Source organism: Stenotrophomonas maltophilia group sp. SKK55 (assembly GCF_057179845.1).
In genome coordinates, this window is record NZ_JBXUHP010000018.1 from 206,739 (window position 1) to 222,687 (window position 15,949).

The following is a 15,949-nucleotide window of genomic DNA, read 5'->3' on the forward strand; positions in this document are numbered from 1 at the left end:
GGCATTACTCTCAGCGCGAGACGACTTCGGTGGCGGCGAAGAAGTAGGCGATTTCAATCGCGGCATTCTCGACCGAGTCCGAGCCGTGGGCGGCATTGGCATCGATGGATTCGGCGAAGTCGGCGCGGATGGTGCCCGGCGCGGCTTCCTTCGGGTTGGTGGCGCCCAGCAGATCGCGGTGGGCCAGGACGGCGTTCTCGCCTTCCAGGGCCTGGATCATCACCGGGCCGGAGATCATGAATTCGACCAGCGCGTTGAAGAACGGACGCTCGCGGTGCACGGCGTAGAAGCCTTCGGCTTCACGGCGGGACAGCTGCTTGTACTTGGCGGCCACGACCTTCAGGCCGGCCTTCTCGAAGCGGGCGTAGATTTCGCCGATGACGTTCTTGGCAACGGCGTCCGGCTTGATGATCGAAAGGGTGCGCTCCAGCGCCATGGGATGTCTCCAATGGAATCGGGCCGCTGATGGCCCGAAGGGTAACATGAAAAAAACCCGCGTCGGAACGCGGGCTTAGCCTGATAAACGTAGGCGAATTGTAAAAGATAAAGCGGCTGGGTGGTAGAGGGCCTGCGGCCCTCCTGTAGAGCCGAGCCCATGCTCGGCTGACCTTTGGGCCGAAGAGCAGCCGAGCATGGGCTCGGCTCTACAGGTTCAGATCCACCCATTCACCCAGCTGAGCGGACTCTGACCGTCCGAGCCATTTTTGCTGCACTGCAAAATGCCATACGCTGCCGTCTGGTTCTAGTATCAAACAATCGTTTGATTAAGGTCCGCCCACCGATGGCCAAGCCCGCACACTTCTCGACCAAGGACCGGATCCTCGGCGCGGCGGAGGAGCTGTTCGCACAGCACGGCTTCGCCGGCACCTCGCTGCGCCAGGTGACCAGCCAGGCCGACGTCAACATCGCGGCGGTCAACTACCACTTCGGTTCCAAGGAAAACCTGGTCAACGAGGTGTTCCGCCGCCGCATGGACGAGATGACCGGCGCCCGCCTGTCGCAGCTCGAACGCGCCCGCGCTGAGCACCCTGGCGAACTGCGCCCGGTGCTGGCCGCCTTCGTCGAGCCGGCCCTGGCGCTGGCCCAGGACCGCCAGAACGGCGGCGCCTTCGTGCGCGTGATTGCCCGCGCCTACGCTGAGAAGAACGACAACCTGCGCAAGTTCCTGTCCGACCACTACGGCCACGTGCTGCGTGCATTCGGCAAGGCCATCGGCGAATGCGTGCCCGGCCTGAGCAAGGAGGAGCTGTACTGGCGCCTCGACTTCCTGGCCGGCTCGCTCACCTATGCCATGGCCGACTTCGGGCTGATCAAGCGTCCCGCCGGTGTCACCGAAGCGGCGCATCGTGCCCATGCCGCCCATGAACTGATCCATTTCGCCGAAGCCGGGTTCCGCGCCGCCGCACGCGCCAGCGCCCTGCCCGCTTCCGTTTGATTCCACCCAGTAACTGCTGACCAACAAAGGCCCTACACCATGTCCAATTCCCTGCTAGTCCGCCGCGCCGCCGTGCTGGGTGCCGGCGTCATGGGTGCCCAGATCGCCGCCCACCTCACCAACGCTGGCGTCGACACCGTGCTGTTCGACCTGCCCGCCAAGGAAGGTCCGGCCGATGGCATCGTGCTGAAGGCGATCGCCAACCTGGGCAAGCTGAGTCCCGCGCCGCTGGCCAGCAAGTCGCTGGCCGAAGCCATCACTCCGGCCAACTACGAGTCCGGCCTGGAGCAGCTGAAGGACTGCGACCTGATCATCGAGGCCATCGCCGAGCGCATGGACTGGAAGCAGGACCTGTACAAGAAGATCGCCCCGTTCGTGGCCGACCACGCGGTGCTGGCCTCCAACACCTCAGGCCTGGGCATCAACAAGCTCGCCGACGTGCTGCCCGAGCAGCTGCGTCACCGCTTCTGCGGCGTGCACTTCTTCAACCCGCCGCGCTACATGCACCTGGCCGAGCTGATTCCGGCCACCACCACCGATGCCGCCGTGCTGGAAGGCCTGGAAGAATTTCTGGTCACCACCCTGGGCAAGGGCGTGGTGTATGCCAAGGACACCCCGAACTTCATCGGCAACCGCATCGGCGTGTTCTCGATCCTGTCGACCATCCACCATACCCAGCAGTTCGGCCTGGGCTTCGACGAAGTGGACGGCCTGACCGGCCCGCTGGTCGGCCGCCCGAAGTCGGCCACCTACCGCACCTCCGACGTGGTCGGCCTGGACACCATGGCGCACGTCATCAAGACCATGGGCGACACCCTGCCGAATGACCCGTGGCATGAATTCTTCAAGTCGCCGAAGTGGCTGGACGCGCTGATTGCCAAGGGCGCGCTGGGCCAGAAGACCGGCGCCGGCATCTTCCGCAAGGTCGGCAAGGACATCGTCGTGCTGGACCTGGAGAAGCAGGACTACCGCCCGGCCGACCGTACCGCCGCTCCGGAAGTGGTCGAGATCCTGAAGATCAAGAACCCGGCCGAGAAGTTCGCCAAGCTGCGCGAGAGCCAGCACCCACAGGCGCAGTTCCTGTGGGCGACCTTCCGCGACCTGTTCCACTACAGCGCCTACCACCTGGCCGACATCGCCGAGACCGCGCGCGACGTCGACCTGGCCATCCGCTGGGGCTACGGCTGGTCGCTGGGCCCGTTCGAGACCTGGCAGGCCGCCGGCTGGAAGCAGGTCGCGCAGTGGATCGCCGATGACATCGTGGCCGGCAAGAGCATGAGCAACGCACCGCTGCCGGACTGGGTGTTCGATGGCCGCGACGGCGTGCACGCTGCCGAGGGCAGCTACAGCCCGTCGCGCAACGCCAAGCTGCCGCGTTCGTCGCTGCCGGTGTACCAGCGCCAGCGCTTCCCGGATCCGCTGCTGGGCGAGAAGTTCGCGCCGGGCGAAACCGTGTTCGAGAACGACGGCCTGCGCATGTGGCACGACGGTGACGGCATCGCCGTGGTCAGCTTCAAGACCAAGATGAACACCGTGTCCGACCAGGTGCTGGATGGCCTGCAGGAATGCGTCAGCCGCGCCGAGAAGGACTTCCAGGGCCTGGTGATCTGGCAGCAGAAGGAACCCTTCTCCGCCGGTGCCGACCTGGCCGGTGCACTGGGCCTGCTGCAGGCCGGCAAGGTCGACCAGTTCGAAGAGATGGTCGCCAACTTCCAGCGCACCAGCCAGCGCATCAAGTACTCGCTGGTGCCGGTGGTGGCAGCGGTGCGTGGCCTGGCCCTGGGTGGCGGCTGCGAGTTCCAGATGCACAGCGCCAAGACCGTGGCCTTCCTGGAAAGCTACATCGGCCTGGTCGAGGCCGGCGTCGGCCTGCTGCCGGCGGGTGGTGGCCTGAAGGAACTGGCCGTGCGCGCCTCGCAGGCCGCAGGCCCGGGCGGTGACGTGTTCGCCGAACTGAAGAAGACCTTCGAGACCGTGGCGATGGCCAAGGTGTCCAACTCGGCGGTCAACGCCAAGGAACTGGGCCTGCTGCGCAGCACCGACAAGGTGGTGTTCAACAGCTACGAGGCCCTGCACATCGCCAAGGCCGAAGCACGCGCCCTGGCCGAAGCCGGCTACCGTCCGCCGCTGCCGGCACGCCGCATCCAGGTGGCCGGTGACGTGGGTATCGCCACCTTCAAGATGATGCTGGTCAACATGCTGGAAGGCCGTTTCATCAGCCCGTACGACTACGAGATCGCCGAGCGCATCGCCACCGTGCTGTGCGGCGGCAAGGTCGACCGCGGCACCCTGGTCGACGAAGAGTGGCTGCTGACCCTGGAGCGCAAGCACTTCGTCGAACTGGCCCAGCAGGAAAAGACCCAGGCCCGCATCGCGCACATGCTCAAGACCGGCAAGCCGCTGCGGAACTGATTGATGGCGGGTGCCGGCCACGGGTCGGCATCCCTCTGCCTCTGGTGGGTGCCGACCGTTGGTCGGTACTCCGGCTAAAAAATTCAAGAGATCACTGCAATGACCAAGCAAATCCAGGACGCCTACATCGTCGCCGCCACCCGTACCCCGGTTGGCAAGGCGCCCAAGGGCATGTTCCGCAACACCCGCCCCGACGACATGCTTGCGCACGTGCTGCGCAGCGTCGTCGCCCAGGCCCCGGGCGTGGACGTCAACCGCATCGATGACGCCATCATCGGCTGCGCCATGCCGGAAGCCGAGCAGGGCATGAACGTGGCACGCATTGGCGTGCTGCTGGCCGGACTGCCGAACACCATCGCCGCACAGACCGTGAACCGCTTCTGCTCCTCTGGCCTGCAGGCCGTGGCGCAGGCCGCCGACGCGATCCGCCTGGGCAACGCCGACCTGATGCTGGCCGGCGGCACCGAGTCGATGTCGATGGTGCCGATGATGGGCAACAAGATCGCCATGGCACCGAGCGTGTTCGACAACGACCACGTCGCCATCGCCTACGGCATGGGCATCACCGCCGAGAAGGTGGCCGAAGAGTGGAAGGTCTCGCGCGAAGACCAGGACGCGTTCGCCCTGGCCTCGCACCAGAAGGCCATGGCCGCGATCCAGAACGGCGAGTTCAAGGACGAAATCAGCCCGTACGAGATCGTCTCGCACCTGCCGGACCTGGCCGATGGCCAGCGCATCATCACCCGCAACAAGATCGCCGACACCGACGAAGGCCCGCGCCCGGATTCCTCCGCTGAAGGCCTGGCCAAGCTGCGCCCGGTGTTCCGCAACGGCCAGTTCGGCGGCACCGTCACCGCCGGCAATTCGTCGCAGATGAGCGATGGCGCCGGTGCCGTGCTGCTGGCCTCGGAGCAGGCGATCAAGGACTACGGCCTGACCCCGCTGGCCCGTTTCGTCAGCTTCTCGGTGGCCGGCGTGCGCCCGGAAGTGATGGGCATCGGCCCGATCGCCGCGATCCCGAAGGCCCTGAAGCAGGCCGGCCTGACCCAGGACCAGCTGGACTGGATTGAACTGAACGAAGCCTTCGCCGCGCAGTCGCTGGCAGTGATCCGCGATTGCGGCCTGGACCCGAGCAAGGTCAACCCGCTGGGCGGCGCGATCGCCTTGGGCCATCCGCTGGGCGCGACCGGCGCGATCCGTACCGCCACCCTGCTGCACGGCCTGCGTCGTCGCCAGCAGAAGTACGGCATGGTGACGATGTGCATCGGCACCGGCATGGGCGCGGCGGGTATTTTCGAGGCGCTGTAAGGTTCAAAGCGTTGCCTCGTTGGGCTTCATGGCGTGGGTCGGGTTGGCAGGGCTGCCCGGGACACGCCGTGAACCCTTCCATGGGGGCTCGATGGCGCCATCCATGGCGCCAACGGTCCCGGGCAGCCCTGCCAACCCGGCCCTTCCAGCCTCCCCGCGGCGGAGGGATGAGCAAAGGCAGGGTCAAAGGCCGGGGTCAGATCCCTTTGCTGCGCAAAGGGATCTGACCCCAACAAGCAAAAAAGGCAGCCAGTGGCTGCCTTTTTTGCTTTTGCCTTTGCCTTTGATTCCGCCCTTCCCGTCCGCGCCGCACGGAAACTGTCGAGAGGGGGCGGATGGCCCTCTCCAAAACCGTTGGCGCCATGGGCCCGAGGCATGCCTCGGGCGGGTTGGGCAGGACGCCCAACCCCGGTCTTGCCGTGTGCGCAGGACAGCGCACACGAGCAAGGCGCCACCGAGCACCATGGAAGGGCTTTGGCGTGTTTTGGAGAGGGCCATCCGCCCCCTCCCCTACGTATCAATCAAGGCGCTGCACGGAGCGCCTGAAAACACCTTATTCCGCCAGCATCGCCGCCAGCTTCTCCCGCGCGGGGCCGGCCAGCTTCGGGTTGTCCAGCGCGAAGCGGATCGTCGCCTCCACCAGCCCCAAGTGCGTGCCGCAGTCGAAGCGGGTGCCCTCGAAACGATAGGCATCGACTTCTTCGGTCTTCAGCAGCTCGGCAATCGCATCGGTCAGCTGGATCTCGCCACCGGCACCAGTCTGGGTCTGTTCCAGTAGTTCGAAGATCTTCGGGCTCAGCACGTAGCGGCCGACCACCGCCAGGTCACTCGGCGCGTCCTCCGGCTTCGGCTTCTCGACGATCTGCGAAATGCGGCCCTTGCGGCCATCGAACGCCTCAGTGGCGACGATGCCGTAGCTGGCGGTCTTTTCGTGCGGGACGTCTTCGACCGCGATCACGCTGGCACCGCTGGCTTCATTGAGGTCGGCCATCTGCTTCAGCGCACCGGCACCGCGGTTCCAGATCAGATCGTCGGGCAGCAGCACCGCGAACGGCTCGTCACCGATCACAGCCTTGGCACACAGTACTGCGTGCCCGAGGCCCAGCGCCTCGGCCTGGGTCACGAAGATCGCGCGCACGCCATTGGGCAGCACATGCCGGATCAGCTCCAGCTGCTCCTGCTTGCCGGCGCGCTCGAGCTTCTGCTCCAGTTCGTAGGCCTTGTCGAAATAATCGGCGACCGCGTGCTTGTAGCGGTTGGTGATGAACACCAGCGTGTCGCAGCCGGCTTCGATGGCTTCATCAACGGCGTACTGGATCAGCGGCCGATCAATGATCGGCAGCATCTCCTTCGGCACAGTCTTGGTTGCTGGCAAAAAACGCGTTCCCAGCCCTGCCACCGGGAAAACTGCCTTGCGAATTCGCTTGCTCATTGGTGCCTGTTCGCCTCACGTGCCGGAAAGGGCACGACTTTAGCGGATGAAATGTAAGCATCCTGTTCGATTGGCGAGAATTCCGGCATCGTCGCAAACAGGATTTCCTGGATGCTGGCAGTGTCGTAGCTGGCAATCGCCTCACGCAGGCGCGGAACATTGCCCAGCACCAGGTCGCGCGAGAACGTACGCACGCCGGCCTCGAGAATCTTCGGGTGCGCGGTCGAACGGTAGTCTTCGTCCGAATAGAACAGGGTCTCGTGCAGCTTCTCGCCCGGGCGCAGACCGGTATAGATGATCTGGATGTCCTTGTACGGCTGCTTGCCGGTCAGGCGGATCATCTGTTCGGCCAGCACGCGGATCGGCACCGGCTCGCCCATGTCCAGAGTGTAGATCGCACCATGCGACGCCGACGCGGCCGCCTGCAGGATCAGCTGGCAGGCCTCGGGGATGGTCATGAAGTAACGGCTGACTTCCGGGTCGGTGACCGTGACCGGACCACCGCGCAGGATCTGCTCGCGGAACAGCGGCACCACGCTGCCGGCCGACGCCAGCACGTTGCCGAAGCGCACCGTGACGAAACGGGTGTGCGTGGACTTCTGGTCCAGGCTCTGGCAGATCATTTCCGCGTAGCGCTTGCTCGCACCCAGCGCATTGACCGGATCGACCGCCTTGTCCGTGGAAATGAACACGAAATGCTCCACGCGGGCTTCCAGGCACGCGCGGGCGACGTTCTCGGTCGCCAGGATGTTGTTGCGCACCGCTTCGCGCAGCTGCCGCTCCAGCACGGGCACGTGCTTGTAGGCGGCGGCATGGAAGGCGGTATCGACCGGGTGCAGCGACAGCGCGTGGCGGATCACCGCCGGGTCACCGCAGTCGCCCAGCACCGCCTCGATCTCGACATCGGGGAAGCTGCGCCGCAGCTCGCCTTCGATGGTCAGCAGCAGCAGCTCGCTGATCTCCAGCAGGATGATGCGACCTGCACCGTGCCGCGCGCACTGGCGACAAAGCTCCGAGCCGATCGAACCACCGGCGCCGGTGACCATCACAGTGCGCCCACCCAACCAGCCGCGGATCAGGTTCCAGTCCGGCATGATCGGCTTGCGGCCCAGCAGGTCTTCGATCGCCACTTCCTTCAGCTGGCCTGGCAGCGACTGGCCCTGCAGGATGTCGCTGAGCTTGGGCACGGTACGGAACGGAACGCCGGTGCTTTCGCAGATCGCGACAACGCGCTGCATGCCTGCGGCGTCCAGTGACGGCATGGCAATGACCAGCAGCCTGGCAGCGGTCTCGCGGACCACCGTCGGGGCGTCATCCAGGGTGCCGAGGATCGGCAGGCCCTGCAGCTTGGCACCCCGCAGGTGCGGTGCATCGTCGAGCAGGCCGACCGGCTCGAAGTTGCCGGAACGACGCAGGTCGCGCACCAGTGTTTCCGCCGCCTGGCCGGCACCGAGGATCAGCACGCGGCGGGCGCTGGAATCGGACTGCAGTGCCTGGTAATCCTTCCAGGCCCGGTACAGCAGGCGCGGTGCGCCCAGCAGGGCCGACAGCGCGAACGGGTAGATCACCAGCACCGACATCGGCACGCCGTCGAAGCGCTTCCACATCAGCACCAGAACAATGGCGACCATGCCGATGAAGCTGGCCTTGAAGATGTTCAGCAGGTCGCTGACGCTGGCGAACCGCCACAGCCCGCGATACAGGCCCACGCGCCAGAACACCAGGCCCTGCAGCAGCAGGACCAGGGTGGTATCGACGTTCCACAGGGGCAGCGCCGGAGCGTTGGGCAGGATCGAGTAACGCCCTGCATGGAGCAACTGCCAGCATGCCCAGACCATGAAGAGGTCGTGGCAGACGATGGCCGAACGCGGCATCAGGCCGAGGATTCTGTCCCGCCAGGGTGAAGCCATAAGTCAGGTATTTCCTTGTCGGTAGCGCATTCCATTGCGCAGGAGGAGCCAGAGGACGCTCAGCGCGGTGAACCACGCGATCGCCACGGCAGCCTCCCACCTCGGCTGCAAATTGGAGCAGACATTGAACACTGTAATACTGAACAGGCCCAAAGCAAAGTACATCCCTGTCACCTGGGGGTGACTGGCTCCTGCCTGCACCGCGCGCTGGTAGACGTGCTGGGTATGGGGTTCCATCCAGCGTTGTCCCGAAATGATGCGCGCCAGCAGTGTGAAGCCCGCGTCCACGAGGAACGGCGAAACCGGGACCAGCAGCAGGATCCAGTTGATATCGGTACGCACGCTGGCGAGCGCCAGCACCGCTGCGACCGCGTACCCCAACGCGCCGCTTCCGACATCGCCCATGAAGATCCGGGCCCGAGGGAAGTTGAACGGCAGGAATCCAAGGCAGGCCAGGCCCAGGGCCACGGCAGCCAGCGAGTACGGCCACGGCAGCACCGGCGCCAGCCCCAGCATCGCCACGACGGCCTGGCTGGCGGCAATGCCGTTGATGCCGTCCATGAAATTCCAGATGTTGATCAGTGAGGCGGTGAACAGCAGCACCAGCGCCGCCAACAGCCAGCTGCCGCCATTCACCTTGACCAGGCCGGCCAGCAGCGCCGCGGCGATGAAATGCACCAGCAGGCGACGCATCGCCGGCAGGGGCCTGTGGTCGTCCCACCAGCCGATGCCGGCCACCAGCACCAGCCCAAGGCTGGCCACCAGCACTGTCGGCGTGCTTTCGGGCCAGGCCCAGATGGCCACGGCTGCAGTCACCAGCAGGCTGATGACGATGGCGATGCCGCCACCGCGCGGGGTAGCGACACTATGGCTGCGGCGTTCGCCGGGCTGGTCCATCAACTGCTGGCGCAGCGCATAGCCGCGTGCAGCCCAGGTCAGCACCGCACTCAGCAGGGCGAGCGCCAGCAGCGCGCCCATCACAAGCCAGGGCATGGATCAGAGCACCGCGTAGTTCAGCAGCGGCTTGACCGTTCCCCACTCCTTGCAGCTCGGGCACTGCCAGTGGTGGGTACGTGCCCCGAAGCCGCAGCGGGTGCAGCGATAGGCCGGGTTGCGCACCAGCAGCTGGTCAGTGATGTGCTTGAGGTCATGCAGGGTGGCGGTGGAATCGGCGCCCTCGGCGAGGGTGAGGTCGATCAGCGCGGACTCGCCACGCACCGACGGACGATCCTTCAGCTGGCGGCCGAGGTAGGCACGCGCCGGGGCCACGCCCTCCTGCTCTTCCATCAGACGGGTCAGCGCCAGCACCGGGGCAATGCCACGGTAATGCTCGGTCATCTCCGACAGGAAGGCGCGCGCGCCGGCCAGATCGCCCACCTTGCGGTAGTTCTGCATCAACGCCGGCAGCAGTTCCGGCAGGTATTCGGGATCGTTGCGCGCGGCGCGCTCGAAGGCGCGCACGGCGGCCTCAGGATTGCCTGCGTCGGTTTCCAACCGGCCCTCGATGATGCCGGCGCGCACCGACATCGCATCGGCCTGGTAGGCGCGGGCGATCGCTGCCCTCGCCTCTTCCAGCTTGCCGGCGCCACGGAATCGCTCGGCCAGTTCGCACTCGAACTGCCCGATCAGCTTGCCCATCGGCTCGCCGGTGACATCCTCGAACCGGGTGGCGTTGTCGATGGCCTTTTCCCAATCGCGCTCGGCCTGGTAGATGCCGATCAGGTGCTTGAGCGCCTGCGGTGCGCGCTGATCGAGCTGGGCAAGCTCGGTGAACACGGTCTCGGCACGATCCAGCAGGCCGGACTTCATGTAGTCCTCACCCAGGGCCAGCAGGGCCTGCACGCGTTGTGCGTCACTCAGGTCATGGCGATTGACCAGGCCCTGGTGCAGGCGGATGGCGCGGTCGACCTCGCCACGACGGCGGAACAGATGGCCCAGCGCGACCTGGGTCTCGAAGGTTTCCTTGTCCAGCTCGGCGATGTGCAGGAACAGCTCGATGGCCTTGTCCGGCTGCTCGTTGAGCAGGTAGTTCAGGCCACGGAAATAGGTGCTCGACAGGCGGCTGACCTGGCTGTCACCGTGGCGTTGGCCACCACGCCGCCCGATCACCCACCCGGCCAGTGCGGCCAGCGGTACGAACAGGAAGAACCAGAACCACTCGGTGACGAAATCCATCTTCGATCAACGTCCATCAAAAGATTGGGGGGAAGCAACCGGTGCCGGCGAAGCGGCAGCGGACTTGTTGGCGCGACGCAGTTGGCCGTAGAGCGGAATGACCACGCTCACCAGCACCAGGCCAGCACCGACGATGACGCCGATCAGCAATGCGGCAATGATTGCCACGCCGACCGAGGTCTTCAGTTGGGTGAAAACAAGGTTGATGGTCATCTCGTCCATGTTCATGGCACCGATGATCAACCCAAGAATGAGTACCGCCAGCAGGACCAGCAGACGAAAAACCTTCATGCGACAGCTCCAGTGGCAGGAGTCCGTAGCTTATCCGACTCGCGGCTGGATTCGCACGCGGTGGCGCGACGGCAGGCTCAGGCCGGATCGGCGTCCAGCGGCAGCACACTGCTGACCCGCTCGCGCAATTCCTTGCCCGGCTTGAAATGGGGGACATGCTTGCCCGGCAGGGCAACCGATTCGCCGGTCTTCGGGTTGCGACCCAGACGCGGCGGACGATAGTGCAGCGAGAAGCTGCCAAATCCACGGATTTCGATGCGATCCCCGGCGGACAGCGATCCGCCCATCATTTCCAGCAACGACTTCACCGCCAGATCGACATCATCGGCCTTCAGGTGCGCCTGGCGGCGCGCAAGGATTTCGATCAGTTCGGATTTGGTCATTACCGGCTCACATCAGGGGCATCTCAGCCTGAAACGGCCCGGGCAATGCCCGGGCCGTCCAGGAAACAACGAACAGCCTAAGGCCGATTACTCGGACTTGTTGCCGTTCAGCTGTGCACGCAGCAGCGCGCCCAGCTGGGTGGTGCCGCTGGAAGCCGAAGAGGACTGGTATTCCTCCAGCACTTCGCGCATTTCAGCGTCGTCCTTGGCCTTGATCGACAGCTGCAGGGTACGGCCCTTGCGGTCCATGCCCACGAACTTGGCTTCGACCTTGTCGCCGACCTTCAGGTGCTGGGTGGCGTCGTCAACGCGCTCGTTGGCGATGTCGCGGGCCGAGACGTAACCTTCGATGCCGTCAGCCAGCTCGATGATCGCGCCCTTGGCGTCGACTTCCTTCACCACGCCTTCGACCTTGGAGCCCTTCGGATTGGCAGCCATGTACTGGCCGAACGGATCCTGCTCCAGCTGCTTCACGCCCAGGGAGATGCGCTCGCGCTCCGGATCGACGGCCAGGACGACGGCGTCCAGGGTATCGCCCTTCTTGAAGTTGCGAACGACGTCTTCGCCGGTGGTGTTCCAGCTGATGTCGGACAGGTGGACCAGGCCGTCGATGCCGCCGTCCAGGCCGATGAAGATGCCGAAGTCGGTGATCGACTTGATCTGGCCCGACACCTTGTCACCCTTCTTGTGGGTGGCAGCGAAGGTTTCCCACGGATTGGCGGCAACCTGCTTCATGCCCAGCGAGATGCGGCGACGCTCTTCATCGACGTCCAGCACCATCACTTCGACTTCATCACCCACCTGGACAACCTTGGACGGGTTGACGTTCTTGTTGGTCCAATCCATCTCGGAGACGTGCACCAGGCCTTCGACGCCCGGCTCGATCTCAACGAACGCACCGTAATCGGTGACGTTGGAGACCTTGCCGAAGACGCGGCTGTTGGCCGGGTAACGACGGCCGATGTTGTCCCACGGATCCTCGCCCAGCTGCTTCAGGCCCAGCGAAACGCGGTTGCGCTCGCGGTCGAACTTCAGCACGCGGACGTCCAGCTCGTCGCCGACGTTCACGACTTCCGACGGGTGACGCACGCGCTTCCACGCCATGTCGGTGATGTGCAGCAGGCCGTCGATACCGCCCAGATCCACGAACGCGCCGTAATCGGTCAGGTTCTTGACGACACCCTTCAGGATCGCGCCTTCCTGCAGCTTGTCCATCAGCTGCTCGCGCTCTTCCGAGTGCTCGCTTTCGACGACAGCGCGGCGCGAGACCACGACGTTGTTACGCTTGCGGTCCAGCTTGATGAGCTTGAACTCGAGTTCCTTGCCTTCCAGGTAGGCCGGATCGCGCACCGGGCGCACATCGACCAGGGAACCCGGCAGGAAGGCGCGGACATCCTTGATGTCCACGGTGAAACCACCCTTGACCTTGCCGCTGATGCGGCCGGTGATGGTTTCGTTCTTTTCCAACGCTTCTTCCAGCTCGTCCCACACCATCGCGCGCTTGGCCTTCTCGCGCGACAGGACGGTTTCGCCGAAGCCGTTCTCGATCGAGTCGAGGGCGACCTTGACGATGTCGCCTTCGGCGACGTCGATTTCGCCAGCGTCGTTACGGAACTGTTCGATCGGCACGATGCCTTCGGACTTCAGGCCAGCGTTGATCACCACGACGTCGCCGCGGACTTCAACAACGGTACCGCTGACGATGGCGCCCGGCTTCAGCTTGGCCAGGTTGGCCTGGCTGGCTTCAAACAGTTCGGCAAATGATTCGGTCATTAGATTTACTCTGTTGGACACATGGGTCGGTGGCGTCCCCTTCAGGGGAATGGCGACCGCCCGCCTGTTGGTCGACCCCGGAAACGCAGGTCGTGTGTAGTAGGAAAACCGCCACGCATCATTGCGCGACGGGGCTGGTACAGCACTGCTATGCGCGACCACTGCCGATGCGGCTGGCAGTGCTCCCGCGCGAACGGATCAGGCAGCCGGAACCGGAAGCAGATCCATCACTCGGGCAACGACATCATCGATGCCGATGCCTGTGGTGTCGATGAGGACAGCATCGTCTGCCGGCTTCAGGGGCGCCACGGTACGCTGAGCATCACGGGCGTCGCGGGCCATGATCTCGCGCAGGAGGTCATCAAAGCTAACAGAAACCCCCTTGTCTTTCAACTGCTTATGCCGGCGCTCGGCGCGCTCCTCGGCACTGGCGGTCAGGAAGACCTTGTAGGGGGCGTCCGGAAAGATCACCGTGCCCATGTCGCGGCCGTCGGCGACCAGGCCTGGCAGTTCCCTGAATGCGCGCTGCCGCTCCTTCAGGGCGGCACGGACCTCCGGGATGGCGGCAATCGCCGAGGCCAGCGCCCCGGTGGTCTCCAGGCGCAGCTCGTCGGTGGCGTCGGTGCCGTTGACCATGACCCGCATGGCATCGCCCTGCTCGACAAACTGAACGTGGGTGTCAAAGGTGCAGCGGACCAGCGCGGAGGCGTCGGAGGTGTCGATGTCGGCCCAGCTTGCGGCCACGCCCACCGACCGGTACAGCGCGCCCGAATCCAGGTAATGCCAGCCCAGCCTGCGCGCGATGATGCGGCTGATGGTACCCTTGCCAGCCCCGGATGGGCCGTCGATGGTCAGGACGGGAGCGAGTGGATTCATGGGGGTCCCAGAGCGTGTGAAGAGGCCATTCTAGCCCCTGCCAGACGCCCCCAGCGGGATCTTTTGTGCAACCACTTGAAACCATGAGGAAAAGCCCGGTAGAATGGCGGGCTTGAACGAGCGTCAACTGCCGATTGTCTTTCGCATATCGCGGCCACGCTCCACCCGAACAACTACTGTTTACGCCGAGGTATGCCATGAAAGTCCTGTCCTCCCTGAAGTCGGCGAAGGCCCGTCACCGTGACTGCAAGGTCGTGCGTCGTCGTGGCAAGATCTTCGTCATCTGCAAGTCGAACCCGCGTTTCAAGGCGCGTCAGCGCTAAGCCTCACAGCCTTCCGGCTGCGGCTGGCCCTACGCGGGGCCGACCCGATGCAAGAAACCGCCTTCGGGCGGTTTTTTGTTTATGCGGCTTTTTCCTGCCGTTTTTGCTGTAATCGCCTTTCTTGACCACTGGGGAGTAGATCGAGATGAAGCGTTACCTGTCCGCCCTGGCCGTAATGGCCACCCTGGCCGCCGCCACACCGGCACTGGCCGATACCCTGCTTGTCGACCGTGCCCGCGAGAAGCCGGCCGGTGCCCTGCCCGTGCGCGGCCAGAGCATGCAGCAGGTGCAGGCGCAGTTCGGCGCGCCCAGCGAACAACTGCAGCCGCGTGGCGGGCAGAAGCGGCAGTGGCCGACCATCAACCGCTGGGTGTACCCGCAGTTCACCGTCTACTTCGAGAAGCAGAAGGTGATCGACGTGGTGGCCAACCAGGCGGACCCGAACGAAATCGGCCCGAAACCACCGATCCGTTGATCCCTTTACCCGCCCTGGGCGGGCCTGTGTAGCGAGACCATGAACCAGACCCTTCGTTTTCCTGCCGAGTGGGAAGCCCAGAGCGGCGTCCTGATTGCCTGGCCTACCGCCGACACCGACTGGGCCGACCGCCTGGGCCAGGTGGAAGAGACCTACATCGCCCTGGTCGCGGCCATCACCCGCTTCCAGCCGGTGCTGATCTGCGTGGCCGACGACGATGTGGAGACCTATGCCGAAATGCGGTTGCGCTCCAACCGCATCGACATGGACAAGGTCCACTTCACCACGGCCGCCTACGACGATACCTGGCTGCGCGACTCCGGCCCGATCACCCTGCGCCGCGCCGACGGCGGTTTCCAGCTGCTGGACTTCCGCTTCACTGGCTGGGGCGGCAAGTTCGACGCCACCCTGGATGACCAGCTGGTGGGCGTGCTCGACCAGGCTGGCGTGTTCAACGACGCCCCGGTGCGCAGCATCCCGTTCGCGCTGGAAGGCGGCGGCATCGAGACCGATGGCGAAGGCACCCTGCTGACCACCTGGAAGTGCCTGCACGAGCGCCACCCGGACCGCGACCGTGCAAGCCTGAGCGCCGACCTGGCCAACTGGCTGCAGCAGGACCGCGTGCTGTGGCTGGACCACGGCTACCTGGAAGGCGACGACACCGACGCCCACATCGACACCCTGGCCCGTTTCGCCTCGCCTGACAGCATCGTCTACCAGGCCTGCGACGACGCGAGCGACTCGCACTACGCCGAACTGCAGGCGATGGGCAACGAACTGGCCGCGCTGCGTACCAAGGATGGGAAGCCGTACCGCCTGTTCCCGCTGCCGTGGGCACAGCCGGTGATCGACGAAGGCCGCCGCCTGGCGGCGTCGTACGCCAATTACCTGATCATCAACGGCGCGGTGCTGATGCCGGCCTACGGCGATCCGGCTGATGACCTGGCCCGCGACGTGCTGGCCCAGGCCCATCCGGGCCGCGAGATCGTGCAGGTGCCCTGCCGCTCGCTGATCTGGCAGAACGGCAGCCTGCACTGCATCACCATGCAGCTGCCGGAAGGGCTGTTGAAGGCATAAGCCGGACCGGTAGCGCCGGGCCAAGCCCGGCGAGCACAGCGACGACCTGAAAATCCGCCGGGCATGGCCCGGCGCTACC

The 15,949-nt window shown here is 65.1% G+C and carries 15 protein-coding genes; 6 read left to right on the forward strand and 9 right to left on the reverse strand.

The genetic code is table 11. The features are described from left to right. Nucleotides 1–10 precede the first annotated feature (10 nt). On the reverse strand, nucleotides 11–436 hold the full coding sequence (gene ndk, locus AC2A1N_RS09950; protein ID WP_005409295.1) for a nucleoside-diphosphate kinase: 426 nt from the start codon (nucleotides 434–436) through the stop codon (nucleotides 11–13). A 345-nt stretch (nucleotides 437–781) separates the two neighbouring features. Here ndk and AC2A1N_RS09955 point away from each other — a divergent pair, with 345 nt between their 5' ends. The 3 genes from AC2A1N_RS09955 to AC2A1N_RS09965 all read left to right on the forward strand — a co-directional run bounded on the left by AC2A1N_RS09955 (nucleotide 782) and on the right by AC2A1N_RS09965 (nucleotide 5,155). Then, nucleotides 782–1,435 (forward strand): TetR/AcrR family transcriptional regulator, encoded by a 654-nt coding sequence (locus AC2A1N_RS09955; RefSeq protein ID WP_061477903.1) that lies wholly within the window; start codon nucleotides 782–784, stop codon nucleotides 1,433–1,435. A gap of 39 nt (nucleotides 1,436–1,474) precedes the next feature. After that, on the forward strand, nucleotides 1,475–3,847 hold the full coding sequence (locus AC2A1N_RS09960; protein ID WP_061477904.1) for a 3-hydroxyacyl-CoA dehydrogenase/enoyl-CoA hydratase family protein: 2,373 nt from the start codon (nucleotides 1,475–1,477) through the stop codon (nucleotides 3,845–3,847). A 99-nt stretch (nucleotides 3,848–3,946) separates the two neighbouring features. Further along, nucleotides 3,947–5,155, forward strand: coding sequence for an acetyl-CoA C-acyltransferase (locus AC2A1N_RS09965; RefSeq protein ID WP_005409292.1), 1,209 nt, complete (start codon nucleotides 3,947–3,949; stop codon nucleotides 5,153–5,155). A 553-nt stretch (nucleotides 5,156–5,708) separates the two neighbouring features. On the opposite strand, the gene galU is transcribed toward AC2A1N_RS09965, so the two are convergent. The 8 genes from galU to cmk form a co-directional block, all read right to left on the reverse strand. Continuing rightward, nucleotides 5,709–6,587 carry a UTP--glucose-1-phosphate uridylyltransferase GalU gene (gene galU / locus AC2A1N_RS09970; protein ID WP_032954121.1) on the reverse strand — a complete coding sequence of 293 codons (879 nt, stop codon included), beginning with the start codon at nucleotides 6,585–6,587 and terminating at the stop codon, nucleotides 5,709–5,711. Beyond that, a complete protein-coding gene (locus AC2A1N_RS09975; RefSeq protein WP_242893770.1) occupies nucleotides 6,584–8,497 on the reverse strand; it encodes a polysaccharide biosynthesis protein in 1,914 nt (637 codons plus the stop codon). The genes galU and AC2A1N_RS09975 overlap by 4 nt, the downstream gene beginning before the upstream one ends. A gap of 3 nt (nucleotides 8,498–8,500) precedes the next feature. Further along, nucleotides 8,501–9,490, reverse strand: coding sequence for an MraY family glycosyltransferase (locus tag AC2A1N_RS09980; protein ID WP_154350580.1), 990 nt, complete (start codon nucleotides 9,488–9,490; stop codon nucleotides 8,501–8,503). Nucleotides 9,491–9,493: 3 nt separating this feature from the next. Beyond that, nucleotides 9,494–10,672 (reverse strand): lipopolysaccharide assembly protein LapB, encoded by a 1,179-nt coding sequence (gene lapB, locus AC2A1N_RS09985; RefSeq protein ID WP_005416232.1) that lies wholly within the window; start codon nucleotides 10,670–10,672, stop codon nucleotides 9,494–9,496. A gap of 6 nt (nucleotides 10,673–10,678) precedes the next feature. Next, a complete protein-coding gene (locus tag AC2A1N_RS09990) occupies nucleotides 10,679–10,963 on the reverse strand; it encodes a LapA family protein (RefSeq protein ID WP_061477908.1) in 285 nt (94 codons plus the stop codon). Nucleotides 10,964–11,040: 77 nt separating this feature from the next. Then, nucleotides 11,041–11,346: an integration host factor subunit beta gene (locus AC2A1N_RS09995; RefSeq protein WP_005409286.1), complete on the reverse strand. Its 306-nt coding sequence runs from the start codon at nucleotides 11,344–11,346 to the stop codon at nucleotides 11,041–11,043. An 87-nt stretch (nucleotides 11,347–11,433) separates the two neighbouring features. Then, nucleotides 11,434–13,119 carry a 30S ribosomal protein S1 gene (rpsA, locus tag AC2A1N_RS10000; RefSeq protein WP_005416230.1) on the reverse strand — a complete coding sequence of 562 codons (1,686 nt, stop codon included), beginning with the start codon at nucleotides 13,117–13,119 and terminating at the stop codon, nucleotides 11,434–11,436. A gap of 198 nt (nucleotides 13,120–13,317) precedes the next feature. Next, a complete protein-coding gene (cmk, locus tag AC2A1N_RS10005) occupies nucleotides 13,318–13,995 on the reverse strand; it encodes a (d)CMP kinase (RefSeq protein WP_242893773.1) in 678 nt (225 codons plus the stop codon). Nucleotides 13,996–14,192: 197 nt separating this feature from the next. Here cmk and ykgO point away from each other — a divergent pair, with 197 nt between their 5' ends. The 3 genes from ykgO to AC2A1N_RS10020 all read left to right on the forward strand — a co-directional run bounded on the left by ykgO (nucleotide 14,193) and on the right by AC2A1N_RS10020 (nucleotide 15,870). Next, nucleotides 14,193–14,318 carry a type B 50S ribosomal protein L36 gene (gene ykgO / locus AC2A1N_RS10010; protein WP_005409283.1) on the forward strand — a complete coding sequence of 42 codons (126 nt, stop codon included), beginning with the start codon at nucleotides 14,193–14,195 and terminating at the stop codon, nucleotides 14,316–14,318. 175 nt (nucleotides 14,319–14,493) lie between these two features. After that, entirely contained in the window at nucleotides 14,494–14,793 is a 300-nt protein-coding gene (locus tag AC2A1N_RS10015; RefSeq protein WP_227837998.1) for a hypothetical protein, read from the forward strand. Nucleotides 14,794–14,832: 39 nt separating this feature from the next. Continuing rightward, the gene (locus AC2A1N_RS10020; RefSeq protein WP_019661297.1) at nucleotides 14,833–15,870 is read left to right on the forward strand and encodes an agmatine deiminase family protein; all 1,038 of its coding nucleotides are present in this window, start codon (nucleotides 14,833–14,835) and stop codon (nucleotides 15,868–15,870) included. Nucleotides 15,871–15,949 lie beyond the last annotated feature (79 nt).